Genomic DNA, 16,947 nt, shown 5'->3' with positions numbered 1-16,947 from the left:
AATAATACGGGCTAAAACTGCGGAATTAAAAAGGTATATGAGATGAATAACGATATCTTCCCGAATACGTTTAAAGCGGCTCTTGCGGCGCACCAGATTCAGATTGGCTGCTGGTCCGCGCTGGCAAACCCCATCAGCACCGAAGTGCTGGGCCTGGCCGGGTTCGACTGGCTGGTGCTGGACGGCGAACATGCGCCGAACGATATCAGCACCTTTATTCCGCAGCTGATGGCGCTGAAAGGCAGCCCCAGCGCCCCGGTAGTGCGTGTGCCAACTAACGATCCGGTGATTATCAAGCGCCTGCTGGATATCGGTTTCTACAATTTCCTGATCCCGTTTGTGGAAACGGAAGAACAGGCGGCGCTGGCCGTGGCCTCAACGCGCTATCCGCCGGAAGGGATCCGCGGCGTTTCCGTTTCGCACCGCGCCAACATGTTTGGCACCGTTAAGGACTACTTCGCTCAGTCCAATAACAACATCACCATTCTGGTTCAGATCGAGAGCCAGCAGGGCGTTGATAACCTCGACGCGATTGCAGCCACAAACGGCGTGGACGGTATCTTTGTCGGCCCAAGCGATCTGGCTGCCGCCTTTGGTCATCTGGGCAACGCCAGCCATCCTGACGTGCAGCGCGCGATCCAGCACATCTTTGCCCGCGCCAAAGCGCACGGTAAACCGTGCGGCATTCTGGCGCCGGTTGAGGCCGATGCCCGTCGCTACCTGGAGTGGGGGGCCACCTTTGTAGCCGTCGGCAGCGACCTCGGCGTGTTCCGCTCAGCGACGCAGAAATTAGCGGACGCTTTTAAAAAATAACCATCATTGAGGAAACAGATTATGACGCTGAAAGTGGGTTTTATTGGTCTTGGGATCATGGGTAAACCAATGAGTAAGAACCTCATCAAAGCGGGTTACTCACTGGTGGTATCCGATCATAATTCGCAGTCTGTGGCGGAGGTGATGGCGGCGGGTGCGGAAACGGCCACCACCGCTAAAGCCATTGCCGAGCAGTGCGATGTCATCATCACCATGCTGCCAAACTCCCCGCACGTCAAAGAGGTTGCGCTGGGGGAGAACGGCATCATCGAGGGGGCGAAGCCCGGCCTGGTGCTGATTGATATGAGCTCTATCGCCCCGCTTGCCAGCCGTGAAATCAGCGAGGCGTTAAAAGCGAAGGGCGTCGACATGCTGGATGCGCCCGTCAGCGGCGGCGAGCCGAAAGCCATCGACGGCACCCTTTCGGTGATGGTGGGCGGCGATAAAGCCGTGTTCGACAAATACTATGACCTGATGAAAGCGATGGCGGGATCCGTGGTGCATACCGGAGATATTGGTGCGGGCAACGTCACCAAGCTGGCGAACCAGGTGATTGTGGCGCTGAACATTGCCGCCATGTCTGAAGCGCTGACGCTGGCAACCAAAGCGGGCGTCAATCCGGATCTGGTCTATCAGGCTATTCGCGGCGGCCTGGCGGGCAGTACCGTGCTGGATGCCAAAGCGCCGATGGTGATGGACCGTAACTTCAAGCCGGGATTCCGCATCGACCTGCACATTAAAGATCTGGCGAACGCCCTGGACACCTCTCACGGCGTGGGTGCGCAGCTTCCGCTGACCGCTGCGGTCATGGAGATGATGCAGGCGCTGCGTGCCGATGGCCTGGGCACGGCCGATCACAGCGCGATTGCGTGCTACTACGAAAAACTGGCGAAGGTGGAAGTGGCGCGTTAATAGCATCTTGCCCGCACCTGAGGGTGACAGCGGCGCGCAAACCCTCTATACTGCGCGCCGAAGCTGACCAGACAGTCGCCGCTTCGTCGTCGTCCCTTTCGGGGGAGACGGGCGGAGGGGAGGAAAGTCCGGGCTCCACAGGGCAGGGTGCCAGGTAACGCCTGGGGGGGAAACCCACGACCAGTGCAACAGAGAGCAAACCGCCGATGGCCCGCGCAAGCGGGATCAGGTAAGGGTGAAAGGGTGCGGTAAGAGCGCACCGCGCGGCTGGTAACAGTCCGTGGCACGGTAAACTCCACCCGGAGCAAGGCCAAATAGGGGTTCACATGGTACGGCCCGTACTGAACCCGGGTAGGCTGCTTGAGCCAGTGAGCGATTGCTGGCCTAGATGAATGACTGTCCACGACAGAACCCGGCTTATCGGTCAGCTTCAACTTCTCAGGAAACCCCGCTTCGGCGGGGTTTTTGCTTTCTGTGGTTGTAGGTCAGGGTAAGCGAAGCGGCAACCGGCACCGGGCAAACGACATCAATTCTCATATTTGCGACATTAAGCACATTTCACTGTTTTTATCCCTTCAATGTTTATCCTGAATCTGCAGACGATCGCCATCACAAAATTTCACGCTGAAAAACAGTGAATTTACAGTATTGTCAATTTGTTATGATTGTTATCTGTATGATCCTGAATGTTTTCCTGGTTGATATGGATATATTGAAATCAAAAACATTCAGGCTGTGAATGTGTGACCTGTTCCACTCTTTATCAAAAGCTGGCCAAAAAGCCTCTGCAGAATTTGATAATTTGAAAGAATGTTTCAACTGAATAACGGTTATTTATTGGCCTTTAATTGCCTGAAAGATCGTCTTTATTGATTTTTTTAATGCAGGAGAATTTATCAAGGTTATTGCCATAAAATAAATTTATTACTCCTGTTTTTGTTGATCAATATCAGCGTAATGGTCTGCCTTGATGCATTCATCTCATTGTTAGTAAAGTCTTTTTAGGGTTTTGATTATTCATGTGGATAGTGTGAAAAAGCAAATTGTGAGTAACAGCACATACCCCTTGAAACATTATTGAGTAGAATCCACCCCGTCATAGGGAAATAAGCGCAGAATATTATGAACACTATTATTCTACCGAAAACACAGCACCTCGTGGTATTTCAGGAAGTCATTAAAAGTGGCTCCATAGGTTCTGCCGCAAGACAGCTGGGCCTGACGCAGCCCGCCGTCAGCAAAATCATCAGCGATATTGAGTCCTACTTCGGCGTGGAAGTGATGGTACGTAAAAACACCGGCGTAAAACTCACTGCCGCGGGCCAGGTTCTGCTCTCGTACTCTGAGTCGATCACCCGCGAGATGAAAAACATGGTGAGCGAGATTAACAGCCTCAGTTTTAGCACCGTCATGGACGTCTCCTTTGGCTATCCGTCGCTGATTGGTTTCACCTTCCTGTCCGGGATGATCAAAAAATTCAGGGAAGTGTTCCCGAAAGCACGCGTATCCATGTATGAAGCCCAGCTCTCCTCTTTCCTTCCGGCCATTCGCGACGGTCGTCTGGATTTCGCTATCGGCACGCTGAGCGATGAAATGCTGTTGCAGGATCTGCACGTCGAACCGCTGTTCGAGTCCGAGTTTGTGCTGGTCGCCAGTAAATCACGAACGTGCACCGGCCCGACGACATTGGCATCGCTCACGCACGAGCAGTGGGTGATGCCGCAAACCGATATGGGCTACTACAAAGAACTCCTGACCACCCTGCAAGACAACCACATCAGCATTGAAAACATCGTCCAGACCGATTCCGTCGTCACCATTTATAACCTTGTCCTGAATGCCGATTATCTCACGGTGATTCCGCGCGACATGATTGCGCCGTTCGGCTCGGACCAGTTTATTGTGCTGCCAGTGGAAGATGAATTACCCGTGGCGCGTTATGCCGCCGTATGGTCAAAAAATTACAGGATTAAAAAATCGGCATCAGTTTTAGTCGAACTGGCAAAACAATATTCTTCGATGAATATCGAAAGACGACGATAAAAATAATCACGCTTTAAAACACCCGGGGCGCCGCTTTTTAACGCTCTGATACCCTGACTTTGCCTGAAAACAATGAATTATTATAACGAGGACATTATGCACATTACTTACGATCTCCCGGTAACCATTGAAGATATACAGGATGCCAGAAAGCGACTGGCAGGAAAAATCTATAAAACCGGCATGCCGCGCTCAAATTATCTCAGCGAACGGTGTAAAGGTGAGATATTCCTCAAGTTTGAAAACATGCAGCGTACCGGCTCGTTTAAAATTCGCGGTGCGTTTAATAAATTAATCTCGCTGACCGATGCTGAAAAGCGCAAAGGCGTCGTCGCCTGTTCCGCAGGAAACCACGCGCAGGGAGTGTCGCTCTCCTGTGCGATGCTCGGTATCGACGGCAAAGTGGTGATGCCAATGGGCGCACCGAAATCCAAAGTCGCCGCGACGCGCGACTACTCGGCAGAGGTGGTGCTGCACGGCGAAAACTTCAACGACACCATCGCCAAAGTGAGCGAAATCGTCGAGATGGAAGGGCGCATTTTTATCCCGCCTTATGACGATCCGAAAGTGATCGCCGGCCAGGGCACCATCGGCCTGGAAATTCTCGAAGATTTGTACGACGTGGATAACGTGATTGTCCCTATCGGCGGCGGCGGATTAATTGCCGGGATTGCCACGGCGATTAAATCCATCAACCCGACCATTAATATTATCGGCGTACAGTCTGAAAACGTTCACGGAATGGCCGCATCGTATCAGGCCGGAGAAATAACCAACCATCGCGTTACCGGCACGTTAGCTGACGGCTGCGATGTGTCTCGTCCGGGTAAATTAACCTTCGAAATTGTTCGTGAACTGGTCGACGACATTGTACTGGTGAGCGAAGACGATATTCGCAACAGCATGATTGCCCTTATTCAGCGAAATAAAGTGGTGACGGAAGGCGCCGGTGCGCTGGCCTGCGCGGCATTATTAAGCGGCAAGCTTGACCACTATATTCAGGGCCGTAAAACCGTCTGCATTATTTCCGGCGGCAATATCGATCTCTCCCGCGTTTCCCAAATTACCGGCTTCGTTGACGCATAAAGGTGACCTATGAGCAACACAGAAAGCATTATCGTTGGCCAGTCCAAAACGTCCTCCTGGCGTAAGTCTGATACTACCTGGACGCTTGGCCTGTTTGGTACCGCCATTGGCGCGGGCGTGCTGTTCTTCCCCATTCGCGCAGGCTTTGGTGGATTGATCCCCATTTTGCTGATGCTGGTTCTCGCGTTCCCGATTGCGTTTTACTGCCACCGCGCGCTGGCGCGTTTGTGTCTGTCCGGCAGCAACGTTTCCGGCAACATCACCGAAACGGTGGAAGAGCACTTTGGGAAGACCGGCGGGGTGGTGATCACTTTCCTCTACTTCTTCGCCATTTGCCCGCTGCTGTGGATTTACGGCGTCACCATTACCAACACCTTTATGACCTTCTGGGAAAACCAGCTCCAGCTGCCCGCGCTGAACCGTGGCTTTGTCGCGCTGTTCCTGCTGCTGCTGATGGCCTTTGTTATCTGGTTTGGTAAAGACCTGATGGTGAAGGTCATGAGCTTCCTGGTGTTCCCGTTTATCGCCAGCCTGGTGCTGATTTCCCTGTCGCTGATCCCGTACTGGAACTCGGCGGTGATCGACCAGGTCAACCTGAGCGATATCGCCTTCACCGGTCATGACGGCATTCTGGTCACGGTGTGGCTGGGTATCTCCATCATGGTCTTCTCCTTTAACTTCTCGCCTATCGTCTCCTCGTTCGTGGTCTCCAAGCGCGAAGAGTACGAACCTGAGTTCGGTAAAGAGTTCACCGAGCAGAAATGTTCCAGAATCATCGGTCGCGCCAGCCTGCTGATGGTGGCCGTGGTGATGTTCTTCGCCTTTAGCTGCCTGTTTACGCTCTCTCCGCAGAATATGGCGGACGCCAAGGCGCAGAACATTCCGGTGCTCTCCTACCTGGCGAACCATTTTGCCTCGATGTCCGGAACCAAATCGACGTTCGCGACGGTACTGGAATACGGTGCCTCCATCATCGCGCTGGTCGCGATCTTCAAATCTTTCTTCGGCCACTACCTGGGCACCCTGGAAGGGCTGAACGGCCTGATCCTCAAGTTTGGCTACAAGGGCGATAAGAAGAAAGTCTCTGTTGGCAAGCTGAACACCATCAGCATGGTGTTCATCATGGGCTCCACCTGGGTTGTGGCGTACGCCAACCCGAACATTCTCGACCTTATCGAAGCCATGGGGGCGCCGATTATCGCCTCTCTGCTGTGCCTGCTGCCGATGTACGCCATCCGCAAAGCGCCAGCCATGGCGAAATATAAGGGCAAACCCGAGAACATCTTCGTCACGGTTGTGGGCCTGCTGACCATTTTGAATATCGTTTACAAACTGTTCTAACCCAAAGCTCAGGAAGAGCGGAGTCATATGATGATTGAGTTTCCGGTAGTACTGGTTATTAACTGCGGATCGTCCTCTGTTAAGTTTTCGGTGCTGGATGCAGCAAGCTGCGATGCCCTGATGACGGGCATTGCAGATGGGATCAACACCGGGAAGGCCTTTATTTCCGTGAACGGGGGGGAGCAGGCCAGACTGGCTCACCAGGACTACGAAGGGGCGCTGGCTGCCATCGCCCTGGAGCTGGAGAAACGCGACCTGATGAGCAGCGTGGCCTTGATTGGCCACCGCATTGCGCACGGCGGCGACTTCTTCAGCGAGTCGACCCTGATCACGGAAGAGGTGATCGCGCAGATCCGCCAGGTCTCCCCGCTGGCACCACTGCATAACTACGCCAACCTGAGCGGCGTGGAAGCCGCAGAGCGCCTGTTCCCCGGCGTGCAGCAGGTGGCAGTGTTTGACACCAGCTTCCACCAGACGCTGCCGCCGCAGGCGTATCTGTACGGATTGCCGTACCGCTATTTTGAAGAGCTGGGCGTGCGCCGTTACGGCTTCCACGGAACCTCTCACCGCTACGTGGCCGGGCAGGCGCATACGCTTCTCGGGCTGTCCCCCGATGACAGCGGCCTGGTGATCGCCCATCTCGGCAACGGGGCGTCCATCTGTGCGGTGCGCAACGGCGAAAGCGTCGACACTTCTATGGGGATGACGCCGCTGGAAGGGCTGGTGATGGGTACGCGCTGCGGCGACGTGGACTTCGGCGCGATGGCGTGGATTGCCCAGCAGACCGGCCAGTCCTTAGAGGACCTGGAGCGCGTGGTCAACAAAGAGTCCGGATTGCTGGGGATATCCGGCATCTCCTCTGATCTACGCGCGCTGGAGAAAGCCTGGCACGAAGGCAATGAGCGGGCGCAGCTGGCAATAAACACCTTTGTTCACCGCATTGCGCGGCATATTGCCGGTCACGCCGCGTCTCTGCACCGTCTGGACGGGGTGATCTTTACCGGCGGCATTGGCGAAAACTCGACGCTCGTCCGCGCGCTGGTGGCGGAACATTTGAACGTGTTCGGCATCCACCTCGACGACGCCAAAAACGCCCTGCCGGGCAGCGCGGGTGAGCGCATCATCAGCACCGATACCTCCCGCGTGGTCTGCGCGGTTGTCCCTACCAACGAAGAAAAAATGATCGCGCTGGACGCCCTCCGTCTTGGGAATGTTACTCCGGCCGCGGCTTACGCCTGATAAAGCGAGAATCACATGAAAGTAACTATCGATACGGGCGTCGCGCCCTACAGCGACGCATGGGCCGGGTTTCGCGGTGAAGAATGGAAAAACGCCGTTAACGTCCGCGATTTTATTCAGCATAACTACACCCCTTATGAAGGCGATGAAGCTTTCCTCGCGCAGGCGACGCCAGCAACGACGGCGCTGTGGCAGAAGGTAATGGTCGGCATTCGCCAGGAGAATGCCACCCACGCCCCGGTGGATTTTGACACTAACATTGCCACCACCATTACGGCCCACGCGCCTGGCTATATCGACCAGGATCTGGAGACGATCGTCGGTCTGCAAACCGATAAGCCGCTTAAGCGTGCGCTGCACCCTTACGGTGGGATCAATATGATCCGCAGCTCGTTCGAAGCCTACGGTCGGGAGATGGATCCACAGTTCGAATACCTGTTTACCGACCTGCGCAAAACCCACAACCAGGGCGTGTTTGACGTCTATTCGCCGGAGATGATGCGCTGCCGTAAATCCGGCGTGCTGACCGGTCTGCCGGACGGCTACGGGCGCGGACGCATCATCGGCGACTATCGCCGCGTGGCGCTGTACGGGATCGCTTATCTGGTGCGCGAGCGTGAGCTGCAGTTTGCCGATCTGCAGGGCAGGCTGGAGCGCGGTGAAGATCTGGAGGCGACGATCCGCCTGCGTGAAGAGCTGGCGGAGCACAAGCGCGCGCTGCTGCAGATCCAGCAGATGGCGGCGAACTACGGCTTTGATATCTCACGTCCGGCGATGAACGCCCAGGAAGCGGTGCAGTGGGTCTATTTTGCCTACCTTGCCGCGGTAAAATCCCAGAACGGTGGGGCGATGTCGCTGGGGCGCACGGCCTCGTTCCTCGATATCTACATCGAACGCGATATGCAGGCAGGGCGGCTGAATGAAGTCCAGGCCCAGGAGCTTATCGACCACTTCATCATGAAGATCCGCATGGTGCGCTTCCTGCGCACGCCGGAGTTCGACACCCTCTTCTCCGGCGATCCGATCTGGGCGACGGAAGTGATCGGCGGCATGGGGTTGGACGGCCGCACGCTGGTGACCAAAAACAGCTTCCGCTATCTGCACACGCTACACACCATGGGGCCTGCGCCGGAGCCGAACCTGACGATCCTCTGGTCTGAACAACTGCCGATCGCGTTCAAGAAATATGCCGCGCAGGTGTCGATCGTCACCTCTTCGCTGCAGTACGAGAACGACGATCTGATGCGTGCAGACTTCAACAGCGACGACTACGCCATTGCCTGTTGCGTCAGCCCGATGGTGATCGGCAAGCAGATGCAGTTCTTTGGCGCGCGCGCCAACCTCGCCAAAACGCTGCTTTACGCGATCAACGGCGGAGTGGACGAAAAACTGAAGATTCAGGTCGGCCCGAAAACCGAGCCGCTGCTGGGCGACGTGCTGGATTACGACACCGTGATGGCGAGCCTCGATCACTTTATGGACTGGCTGGCGGTGCAGTACATCAGCGCCCTGAATCTCATTCACTACATGCACGACAAGTATAGCTACGAAGCCTCGCTGATGGCGCTGCACGACCGGGACGTCTATCGCACCATGGCCTGCGGCATTGCCGGGCTGTCGGTGGCGGCGGATTCTCTCTCGGCCATTAAATACGCCACGGTGAAGCCGGTGCGCGACCACACCGGTCTGGCGGTCGATTTCGTGATAGAAGGGGACTACCCGCAGTATGGCAACAACGACGATCGCGTGGACAGCATCGCCTGCGACCTGGTGGAGCGCTTTATGAAGAAAATTCAGGCGCTGCCAACCTACCGTAACGCGGTGCCGACCCAGTCGATCCTGACCATCACCTCCAACGTGGTCTACGGCCAGAAGACCGGCAACACGCCGGACGGACGCCGCGGCGGCACGCCGTTTGCGCCTGGCGCGAACCCGATGCACGGTCGCGACAGAAAAGGGGCGGTGGCCTCGCTAACGTCGGTGGCCAAACTGCCGTTCACATATGCAAAAGATGGGATCTCCTACACCTTCTCCATCGTGCCGCAGGCGCTGGGCAAGGACGAGCTGGTGCGTAAAACCAACCTGGTCGGGCTGCTGGACGGGTATTTCCATCATGAAGCGTCCATTGAGGGCGGGCAGCACCTGAACGTCAACGTCATGAACCGGGAAATGCTCCTCGATGCCATTGCGCATCCTGAGAATTACCCGAACCTGACGATCCGCGTTTCAGGGTATGCGGTGCGGTTTAACGCCCTGACGCGGGAGCAGCAGCAGGATGTGATTTCGCGAACGTTTACCCAATCTATCTAAAATGAGTTCTCATGCCCCCTCAACGTAGGGGGCATTTTTTTGCCCGCTAAACATACAAAATTGTTTATATAATTACTCACACATATTCATCCGCTCTTGAAAAACAATGCTCCTGCTTTTTCCTATAACAGAATGTAAGGACAGTAAGATGATGAAAATGACCCGTATTGCGCTGGTCGCCGCCTCGCTGGCAGTGTGCAGTTTTAAGGCGCAGGCCGCGAACGTTGAGGCAGCCCCGTCTCCATCGCAGGATCCGCTGGTACAGCACCTGAAGCTCAGCAATGAGCAGGTTAAGAAGATTGACGATCTGCATAAGCAGCTGGAACAAAATGTCAGCAAGATCCCGATGACGGGCGTGAAGGACGGCGCGCTGATCGACATGTTCCAGGCGGGTAAGTGGGACGAAAGCACGGTGAAAAGCCAGCTTTCCGCCTTTAGCAAAATTGAAGAGCAGACCCGTTATTACCGCGTGAAATATTACTTCGACGTCAGCCAGGTATTGACGCCGGAACAGCGTAAGCAGATTAGAACCGATATGGCTAACGCGCTGGCAGAGTGATTCAGGAATCAATCATTTAAAATGAGACCTCACAGAATCGCTTTAATTAGATTCTGTGAGAATGAATTCTAAACATCATGCCGACGCACGTTCATTCCATGCATCAGCAAACTGAATATTCCCGTCGCAATAGGTCCAGGTCGCTTTTTCGTAGCGCAATTGAACAGATTCAAGGTGGCCAGTACCAGGGCAGTTACGTGTATCGTTAACAATAGGGGAGATAGAGACAACTTTCACACCTTCCAGCTCAGTTCTAAAGTATTCAACCTCCCAACCTGCGTCATTAATTCGGTAATATCTAATTTCAACTTTCTTAAGGTTTTGCCCTGTCGCTACCGCCTTATAAAGATAAGGAGATGAGCTATCAATTTCCTTCTCGAACAGGAAAGGCGCGTGTTTCCTCGTTCCGGTTAATCTTCCGGAGAGTGGATCGGTTGGAATACTCAAATTATGGGTTAAACCTCTAATTTCAACACTCCCTTCACGATCCTGAACATCACATGAACCTTTAATGAGTGAGCCACCGTCGTCATAGAACCAAATGTGAACAGGTACGGCCATGATAAAAACTCCTTCTATAAATCAATCGTGTATCCATTTTCCTGCTTTTACCGCTTCGGCAAACATTCTTACCGTCAATGGCTTTGATATTTGCTTAACCGGTTCTTTAGTAAACCATTTCCTGAAAAACCAGGTTTGAGTCCAGGGGAAATAATTTCCAGTGTTAACTTCAATAAGATACTTTTTTTCGAATCGCTCAATGGCATATACGATATCATCCAGATCCGTGTAATCCTGTAAAACATCATCTATCCCGAGGGGAATCCGTTTACCCGTAAATGTGCCTTGTTCTGGTAAATTATCCCTGAAGAATTTTAAAACATCAGCTTCACTGTTCATCTTCACCAAATCCGGTCTTTTGGGTGAGCAATCGTATTATATCTTGAAAGCGTTTTGTAACTTATCATTGCAACATCTGCAGCAAGTATGGTTATCCCTAGTGCAGGTATCCATCGGCCAATGAACGCACCTAAGTTTTTGGTATACATTGGTTTTCTGTATTTAAAGCTTGCAAGTGTAATTGTAGGTAGTCGGTGTGGTAGCTGTACATTCAGTAGATCTCGCAGGTACTTAGATGCCACAGATGTGCCTATTGTAGCCGTTTCTGGCTTTGTTCTGGTTTCAAGTATAGGTAAACCAAGAATCATAGTGGCCATCATTACTGCATCCTTTAATCCGCCGAACTGTTCATCGGTGGCATCCAAAAAAATCCAAAAAAATAACTCAGATGCGGAGATGTTACATACACCTTTATAAAAGTATGTTCCATTGAGTTCTTCAACGGTGTCCATAGTATAACCATAGTCTTTGCGTTGTTTGCTGAAATGTCATCCTATAAAAAACAAAGGGCTGAGAGTAGGGCGTTTATCTTTATAAATTCCGAAATATTCTCGTTTCAGGATGATGTAATTTTTTGATGCGCATCACATTTAGAAAATTTTATCTTCTTTTTAGGATTTTATGGAATGTTTTACTCATGATCTTGATAAATCCTTATAAAGGTTGTGACCTTTTTCTCCCGCGCTCCGGATATGATCTTTCCACACCAATAACACACACCTGCAACCATCTGAATCGCAATCGCTGGCGATCGGAACCTAATAAAAACAACTGTTTACCCTACAAAATAAGCGAGTGCCCCATGAATATGGCAACAAACAGCAGTGTGATTGTGAGTGATTCCCCTGCGGCAAGGCGGGCGGGAATGAGCGAAAGCGAGTGGCGAGAGGCGATTAAATTCGACAGCACCGACACGGGCTGGGTCATTATGAGTATCGGGATGGCTATCGGCGCGGGGATTGTTTTTCTCCCGGTTCAGGTGGGATTAATGGGGCTGTGGGTCTTTTTACTTTCGTCGATTATTGGTTATCCGGCCATGTACCTCTTCCAGCGATTATTTATTAATACGCTGGCGGAATCCCCGGAATGTAAAGACTACCCGAGCGTGATTAGCGGTTATTTAGGTAAAAACTGGGGCATCTTATTAGGCGCGCTCTATTTCGTGATGCTGGTGATCTGGATGTTCGTCTATTCCACGGCTATCACCAACGACAGCGCCTCGTATTTGCATACCTTCGGCGTGACCGACGGTTTGCTCTCGGAAAACCCGTTTTACGGCTTATTCCTGATCTGCATTCTGGTCGCTATTTCGTCGCGCGGTGAAAAGCTGCTGTTTAAAGTTTCCAGCCTGATGGTGCTGACCAAATTATTCGTGGTTGCCGCGCTGGGTCTTTCGATGATTGGACTCTGGCATTTAGCCAACGTGGGCATGCTGCCGCCGATGGGGCTGCTGATTAAAAACGCCATCATCACGCTGCCGTTTACCTTAACTTCCATTCTGTTTATTCAGACCTTAAGCCCGATGGTGATTTCGTATCGTTCACGGGAAAAGTCCGTTGAGGTGGCGCGCCATAAAGCGCTGCGGGCGATGAATATTGCCTTTGGCGTGCTGTTTGTGACGGTCTTTTTCTACGCCGTCTCCTTTACGCTAGCGATGGGGCATGACGAGGCGGTCAAAGCCTACGAGCAGAACATTTCGGCTCTGGCGATTGCGGCGCAGTTTATCAGCGGCGACGGCGCGGGCTGGGTCAAAATCGTCAGCGTGATCCTCAATATTTTTGCTGTGATGACCGCGTTTTTCGGCGTCTACCTCGGCTTCCGCGAGGCCACGCAGGGGATCGTCATGAACATCCTGCGCCGCAAAATGCCGGCAGAAAAAATCAATGAAAATGCCGTCCAGCGCGGGATTATGCTGTTCGCTATCCTGCTGGCCTGGAGCGCGATCGTGTTAAACGCGCCGGTGCTGAGCTTCACCTCCATCTGTAGCCCTATCTTTGGCATGGTGGGCTGCCTGATCCCTGCATGGCTGGTCTACAAGGTCCCGGCCCTACATAAGTATAAAGGCGTATCGCTGGTGATAATCGTCATCACCGGACTGCTGCTTTGTGTTTCTCCTTTCCTCGCATTCTCCTGAGGGTAATTAAGGTCGTAACGATGTCTAAGCAAACTCATCCTTTATGGAATCAATTTATTCGCGTAGTGCAGGAAGAAGTTAAGCCTGCGCTGGGGTGCACCGAGCCCGTTTCTCTGGCGCTGGCCTGTGCGATTGCCGCAGAGCAACTGCCTGGCGACGTCACGAAGATTGAGGCGTGGGTATCGCCGAATCTGATGAAGAACGGGCTTGGCGTAACGGTGCCGGGCACCGGCATGGTCGGGTTGCCCATTGCAGCTGCGCTGGGCGCGATGGGGGGCAATGCGCAGGCGGGGCTGGAGGTGCTGAAAGATGTCACCGCCGATGCGCTGGCGCGCGCCAAAGCAATGCTTAACGCTGGTCTGGTGCAGGTGAAATTGCAGGAGCCGTGCGAGGAGATCCTCTACTCGCGTGCCTGCGTTTACGCCGGAGAGGCTTCGGCCATGGTGACCATCGCGGGTGGGCATACCCGCGTGGTGGAGGTGGTTTGTCAGGGCGAAACGCGCTTCAGGCTTGACGATCGGCAGGCCGAGGTAAGTAACGATCCGCTAGCGGTTCTGTCAAATACCACGCTCTCGCAGATCCTTGAGTTTGTGGAGCAGGTGCCATTCGAGGCGATCCGCTTCATTCTCGATGCGGGGCGTCTGAACGATGCGCTCTCCCGTGAAGGTTTAAGCGGCAGCTGGGGTCTGCACATTGGCGCGACGCTCAGTAAACAGCGCTCACGCGGATGGATGGGGCAGGATCTGGGTTCAGACATTGTTATCCGCACCAGCGCGGCCTCGGACGCCCGCATGGGGGGCGCGACGCTGCCAGCGATGAGCAATTCTGGCTCCGGGAATCAGGGGATCGCCGCCACCATGCCGGTTGTGGTAGTCGCTGAGCACGTTCAGGCTGGTGATGAACGGCTGGCGCGGGCGCTGATGCTCTCGCATCTGTCGGCGATCTATATTCATTATCAGCTTCCGCGCCTGTCCGCACTCTGTGCGGCGACAACGGCAGCGATGGGCGCTGCGGCGGGAATGGCGTGGCTGATGGGCGGTTCTTACCAGACCATTTCTATGGCGATCGGCAGTATGATCGGTGACGTCAGCGGGACGATCTGCGATGGGGCGTCTAACAGCTGCGCCATGAAGGTTTCAACCAGCGTCAGCAGCGCCTGGAAAGCCGTGATGATGGCACTGGATGATACTGCCGTGACGGGCAACGAGGGCATTGTGGCGCACGACGTGGAGCAGTCGATCGCCAACCTGTGCGCGCTGGCGTGCCGCGCAATGCAGGCCACGGACCGGCAGATTATTGAGATTATGGCGAGTAAGGTGTAGCGATTGACCTTCACCCCTCACCCTGGCCCTCTCCCCAAAGGGGAGAGGGAATGATCGAGCCCCTCGCCCCTTTGGGGAGAGGGGTTGGGGTGAGGGGGATTTTTAAACCGGCAAATCAATCAGCAGCGCGCGCAGCGGCGTATCCGCCACCAGGGTAATATTCGCTTCATCACGAATAAACGCTCCGTCACCGCAGGTGAGCGCTTCTTTCTCTTCCGTGTGCGTCACCGCGTGCACCGTACCGTGAATGGACTGCAAATAGGCGCGCGGACCGTGCAGCTGGAAGCTCGCCTGTTCACCTTTTTTCAGCTCGATATGGTGCAGCCACACCTGCTGACGTAGCTGTAAACTGCCTTTGCTGCCGTCAGGTGACGCAATCAGCTGCTGTTTATCGCCCTTCAGATCTATTTTCTGCACAAGCGAGTTTTCCCGCTCAGGGCAGGCGTCCAGCCACAGCTGCATACGGGTCAGAGTTTTGTCTTTGCTGAGGTTATGCTCGCTGTAGCTAATGCCCGGCTGCGTGGAAATTAACAACGCTTCGCCAGCCTTTGCCTGGACATGATTGCCCTCGCTGTCGCGGTATTCTGCCTCGCCTTCCAGGATCAGGTTCAGGATATCGACTTTCGGGTACGTACGCGGCTGGAAGGACGCGCCCGGGGCGAGCACTTCCTGATTCAATACGCGCAGTGAAGCGTAACCGAGGAGTTTCGGGTCAAAATAGTGTCCAAAGGAAAAGGTGTAGCGGGCCTGCAGCCAGCCAAAATCGGCTTGTCCGCACTGTTTAGCTGTTCTTGTCGTAATCATAAACTTGACCTCTCTTTACACTAAAACAATGGTAAAGGTATGGACGCTGCATTGTTAGCCAGATATTCTGCCCGGTATGTTCAAATTTCCTGAATGAGAACGAGATGGCTAAAGAGAGAGCATTGACGCTTGAGGCGCTGCGCGTCATGGACGCGATTGACCGGCGGGGCAGTTTTGCCGCGGCGGCAGATGAACTGGGGCGCGTTCCGTCTGCGCTGAGCTACACCATGCAAAAACTGGAGGAAGAGCTGGACGTCGTGCTCTTTGATCGCTCCGGTCATCGAACAAAATTCACCAACGTGGGCCGAATGCTGCTGGAGCGCGGCCGCGTGCTGCTGGAAGCAGCAGACAAGCTCACCACGGACGCCGAAGCGCTGGCGCGCGGCTGGGAAACCCATCTGACGTTAGTCACCGAAGCGCTGGTGCCCACTGAAGCGCTGTTCCCGCTGGTGGACCGCCTGGCGGCGAAGGCCAACACGCAGCTGTCGATCATCACTGAGGTGCTGGCCGGGGCGTGGGAGCGTCTGGAGACGGGCAGGGCGGATATCGTCATTGCGCCAGATATGCACTTCCGCTCATCCTCGGAAATCAACTCCCGCAAGCTTTACAGCGTCATGAACGTCTACGTTGCCGCGCCGGATCACCCGATTCATCAGGAGCCGGAACCGCTTTCTGAGGTCACGCGCGTGAAGTATCGCGGTGTGGCGGTGGCGGATACCGCGCGTGAACGTCCGGTGCTGACGGTTCAGCTGCTGGATAAACAGCCTCGTCTGACGGTCACGTCACTGGAAGACAAAAGGCAGGCGCTGCTGGCCGGTTTGGGCGTGGCGACGATGCCGTATCCGTTTGTGGAGAAAGATATTGCGGAAGGGCGACTGCGGGTTGTGAGCCCGGAGTACACCAGCGAAGTGGACATTATTATGGCGTGGCGCCGCGACAGCATGGGCGAAGCCAAATCGTGGTGTTTGCGAGAAATACCTAAGCTCTTTGCGCATCACAACAAATAAGCGTACAGGCCCGGTAAGCGTAAGCGCCACCGGGCAGGAATTTACGCGCCGATCTTAGGATCCGGACCAAAGCGGTTTTCGCCCGGCGTGCCGCTCTGACAGTTGAAAATCAAAATCACGATCCAGCCGACAAGCGGGATCAACAGCAACAGCAGCCACCATGCCGAACGGTCGGTGTCGTGGAGACGACGAAACAGCACGGCCCATGAAGGCAGCAGAACCAATAAACCATAGATCGTGGTGAGTACGCCTTCACCGCCGGCGCGCTCCCATCCGAGAATTTTATCCACGATGCCCAGCACCATAATCAGGACGAAGTTCACCAGAACAAACATCCAGTACTCTTTGCGGCGGGCGCGGCCACCAAATCCAATGTAGTTGCGCAGTACTTTTAAATACCAGTCCATTTTTTCCTTGCCTCAATAATCGGTCAATCACTTGTTTTTTAAGCGATCGAGATAAGGATAGATGGTGATT

General features: G+C 54.2%; 16 protein-coding genes and 1 other RNA gene. 12 read left to right on the top strand and 5 right to left on the bottom strand.

What is annotated here, in order from left to right; genetic code table 11:
- Nucleotides 1-42 precede the first annotated feature (42 nt).
- The 9 genes from garL (at nt 43) to AC4ICF_RS20155 (ending at nt 10,303) form a co-directional block, all read left to right on the top strand.
- Entirely contained in the window at nt 43-813 is a 771-nt protein-coding gene (gene garL, locus AC4ICF_RS20195) for a 2-dehydro-3-deoxyglucarate aldolase (protein WP_116342217.1), read from the top strand.
- A gap of 21 nt (nt 814-834) precedes the next feature.
- Nucleotides 835-1,725 carry a 2-hydroxy-3-oxopropionate reductase gene (gene garR / locus AC4ICF_RS20190; RefSeq protein WP_116342215.1) on the top strand — a complete coding sequence of 297 codons (891 nt, stop codon included), beginning with the start codon at nt 835-837 and terminating at the stop codon, nt 1,723-1,725.
- Between the two features lie 59 nt (nt 1,726-1,784).
- An RNA gene (gene rnpB, locus AC4ICF_RS20185) (RNase P RNA component class A) lies at nt 1,785-2,161 on the top strand.
- Between the two features lie 686 nt (nt 2,162-2,847).
- A complete protein-coding gene (gene tdcA / locus AC4ICF_RS20180) occupies nt 2,848-3,768 on the top strand; it encodes a transcriptional regulator TdcA (protein ID WP_163329732.1) in 921 nt (306 codons plus the stop codon).
- Nucleotides 3,769-3,864: 96 nt separating this feature from the next.
- The gene (tdcB, locus tag AC4ICF_RS20175) at nt 3,865-4,854 is read left to right on the top strand and encodes a bifunctional threonine ammonia-lyase/L-serine ammonia-lyase TdcB (protein WP_316379874.1); all 990 of its coding nucleotides are present in this window, start codon (nt 3,865-3,867) and stop codon (nt 4,852-4,854) included.
- A 9-nt stretch (nt 4,855-4,863) separates the two neighbouring features.
- A complete protein-coding gene (gene tdcC / locus AC4ICF_RS20170) occupies nt 4,864-6,195 on the top strand; it encodes a threonine/serine transporter TdcC (protein ID WP_116342210.1) in 1,332 nt (443 codons plus the stop codon).
- 30 nt (nt 6,196-6,225) lie between these two features.
- Complete coding sequence (gene tdcD / locus AC4ICF_RS20165) at nt 6,226-7,434, top strand: propionate kinase (RefSeq protein WP_491466217.1); 1,209 nt, start codon at nt 6,226-6,228, stop codon at nt 7,432-7,434.
- A gap of 15 nt (nt 7,435-7,449) precedes the next feature.
- The gene (pflB, locus tag AC4ICF_RS20160) at nt 7,450-9,744 is read left to right on the top strand and encodes a formate C-acetyltransferase (RefSeq protein WP_439209955.1); all 2,295 of its coding nucleotides are present in this window, start codon (nt 7,450-7,452) and stop codon (nt 9,742-9,744) included.
- A gap of 148 nt (nt 9,745-9,892) precedes the next feature.
- Nucleotides 9,893-10,303, top strand: coding sequence for a Spy/CpxP family protein refolding chaperone (locus AC4ICF_RS20155; RefSeq protein ID WP_316379876.1), 411 nt, complete (start codon nt 9,893-9,895; stop codon nt 10,301-10,303).
- Between the two features lie 75 nt (nt 10,304-10,378).
- Here AC4ICF_RS20155 and AC4ICF_RS20150 read toward each other — a convergent pair whose 3' ends face one another.
- From AC4ICF_RS20150 to AC4ICF_RS20140, 3 genes are read right to left on the bottom strand one after another with little or no spacing between them, the layout of a single operon-like run.
- Nucleotides 10,379-10,864: an Hcp family type VI secretion system effector gene (locus tag AC4ICF_RS20150; RefSeq protein ID WP_010435904.1), complete on the bottom strand. Its 486-nt coding sequence runs from the start codon at nt 10,862-10,864 to the stop codon at nt 10,379-10,381.
- A gap of 21 nt (nt 10,865-10,885) precedes the next feature.
- Complete coding sequence (locus AC4ICF_RS20145; protein WP_080328283.1) at nt 10,886-11,203, bottom strand: DUF1493 family protein; 318 nt, start codon at nt 11,201-11,203, stop codon at nt 10,886-10,888.
- A gap of 2 nt (nt 11,204-11,205) precedes the next feature.
- A complete protein-coding gene (locus AC4ICF_RS20140) occupies nt 11,206-11,655 on the bottom strand; it encodes an STM2901 family protein (protein ID WP_010435901.1) in 450 nt (149 codons plus the stop codon).
- A gap of 350 nt (nt 11,656-12,005) precedes the next feature.
- On the opposite strand from AC4ICF_RS20140, the gene AC4ICF_RS20135 reads away from it, so the two are divergent.
- Both AC4ICF_RS20135 and AC4ICF_RS20130 read left to right on the top strand, forming a co-directional pair.
- Nucleotides 12,006-13,337 carry an SLC5/6 family protein gene (locus tag AC4ICF_RS20135; RefSeq protein WP_022649483.1) on the top strand — a complete coding sequence of 444 codons (1,332 nt, stop codon included), beginning with the start codon at nt 12,006-12,008 and terminating at the stop codon, nt 13,335-13,337.
- Between the two features lie 20 nt (nt 13,338-13,357).
- Nucleotides 13,358-14,659: an L-cysteine desulfidase family protein gene (locus tag AC4ICF_RS20130; protein ID WP_192983887.1), complete on the top strand. Its 1,302-nt coding sequence runs from the start codon at nt 13,358-13,360 to the stop codon at nt 14,657-14,659.
- Between the two features lie 102 nt (nt 14,660-14,761).
- On the opposite strand, the gene AC4ICF_RS20125 is transcribed toward AC4ICF_RS20130, so the two are convergent.
- Nucleotides 14,762-15,463 carry a pirin family protein gene (locus tag AC4ICF_RS20125; protein WP_316379877.1) on the bottom strand — a complete coding sequence of 234 codons (702 nt, stop codon included), beginning with the start codon at nt 15,461-15,463 and terminating at the stop codon, nt 14,762-14,764.
- A 104-nt stretch (nt 15,464-15,567) separates the two neighbouring features.
- Between AC4ICF_RS20125 and yhaJ the strand changes: the two genes are divergently transcribed.
- Nucleotides 15,568-16,470, top strand: coding sequence for a DNA-binding transcriptional regulator YhaJ (gene yhaJ, locus AC4ICF_RS20120; protein ID WP_003862655.1), 903 nt, complete (start codon nt 15,568-15,570; stop codon nt 16,468-16,470).
- A 41-nt stretch (nt 16,471-16,511) separates the two neighbouring features.
- Here the strand turns inward: yhaJ and AC4ICF_RS20115 are convergent, their stop codons facing one another.
- Entirely contained in the window at nt 16,512-16,877 is a 366-nt protein-coding gene (locus AC4ICF_RS20115) for a DUF805 domain-containing protein (RefSeq protein ID WP_061096989.1), read from the bottom strand.
- Between the last annotated feature and the right edge of the window lie 70 nt (nt 16,878-16,947).

This window comes from Enterobacter sp. ECC_219_Taxon_10 (genome assembly GCF_058354905.1).
The sequence above is the reverse complement of the archived record's forward strand: the minus strand, read 5'-3'. Positions and strand labels throughout refer to the sequence as shown.

Bases quoted from the DNA above. Each gene is read 5' to 3' on its own strand.
- yhaJ (WP_003862655.1), top strand. From the start codon at position 15,568: ATGGCTAAAGAGAGAGCATTGACGCTTGAGGCGCTGCGCGTCATGGAC.
- AC4ICF_RS20145 (WP_080328283.1), bottom strand. From the start codon at position 11,203: ATGAACAGTGAAGCTGATGTTTTAAAATTCTTCAGGGATAATTTACCA.
- garR (WP_116342215.1), top strand. From the start codon at position 835: ATGACGCTGAAAGTGGGTTTTATTGGTCTTGGGATCATGGGTAAACCA.
- AC4ICF_RS20130 (WP_192983887.1), top strand. From the start codon at position 13,358: ATGTCTAAGCAAACTCATCCTTTATGGAATCAATTTATTCGCGTAGTG.
- tdcB (WP_316379874.1), top strand. From the start codon at position 3,865: ATGCACATTACTTACGATCTCCCGGTAACCATTGAAGATATACAGGAT.
- garL (WP_116342217.1), top strand. From the start codon at position 43: ATGAATAACGATATCTTCCCGAATACGTTTAAAGCGGCTCTTGCGGCG.
- tdcC (WP_116342210.1), top strand. From the start codon at position 4,864: ATGAGCAACACAGAAAGCATTATCGTTGGCCAGTCCAAAACGTCCTCC.
- AC4ICF_RS20150 (WP_010435904.1), bottom strand. From the start codon at position 10,864: ATGGCCGTACCTGTTCACATTTGGTTCTATGACGACGGTGGCTCACTC.
- tdcA (WP_163329732.1), top strand. From the start codon at position 2,848: ATGAACACTATTATTCTACCGAAAACACAGCACCTCGTGGTATTTCAG.
- AC4ICF_RS20140 (WP_010435901.1), bottom strand. From the start codon at position 11,655: ATGGACACCGTTGAAGAACTCAATGGAACATACTTTTATAAAGGTGTA.
- AC4ICF_RS20125 (WP_316379877.1), bottom strand. From the start codon at position 15,463: ATGATTACGACAAGAACAGCTAAACAGTGCGGACAAGCCGATTTTGGC.
- AC4ICF_RS20155 (WP_316379876.1), top strand. From the start codon at position 9,893: ATGATGAAAATGACCCGTATTGCGCTGGTCGCCGCCTCGCTGGCAGTG.
- AC4ICF_RS20115 (WP_061096989.1), bottom strand. From the start codon at position 16,877: ATGGACTGGTATTTAAAAGTACTGCGCAACTACATTGGATTTGGTGGC.
- pflB (WP_439209955.1), top strand. From the start codon at position 7,450: ATGAAAGTAACTATCGATACGGGCGTCGCGCCCTACAGCGACGCATGG.
- AC4ICF_RS20135 (WP_022649483.1), top strand. From the start codon at position 12,006: ATGAATATGGCAACAAACAGCAGTGTGATTGTGAGTGATTCCCCTGCG.
- tdcD (WP_491466217.1), top strand. From the start codon at position 6,226: ATGATTGAGTTTCCGGTAGTACTGGTTATTAACTGCGGATCGTCCTCT.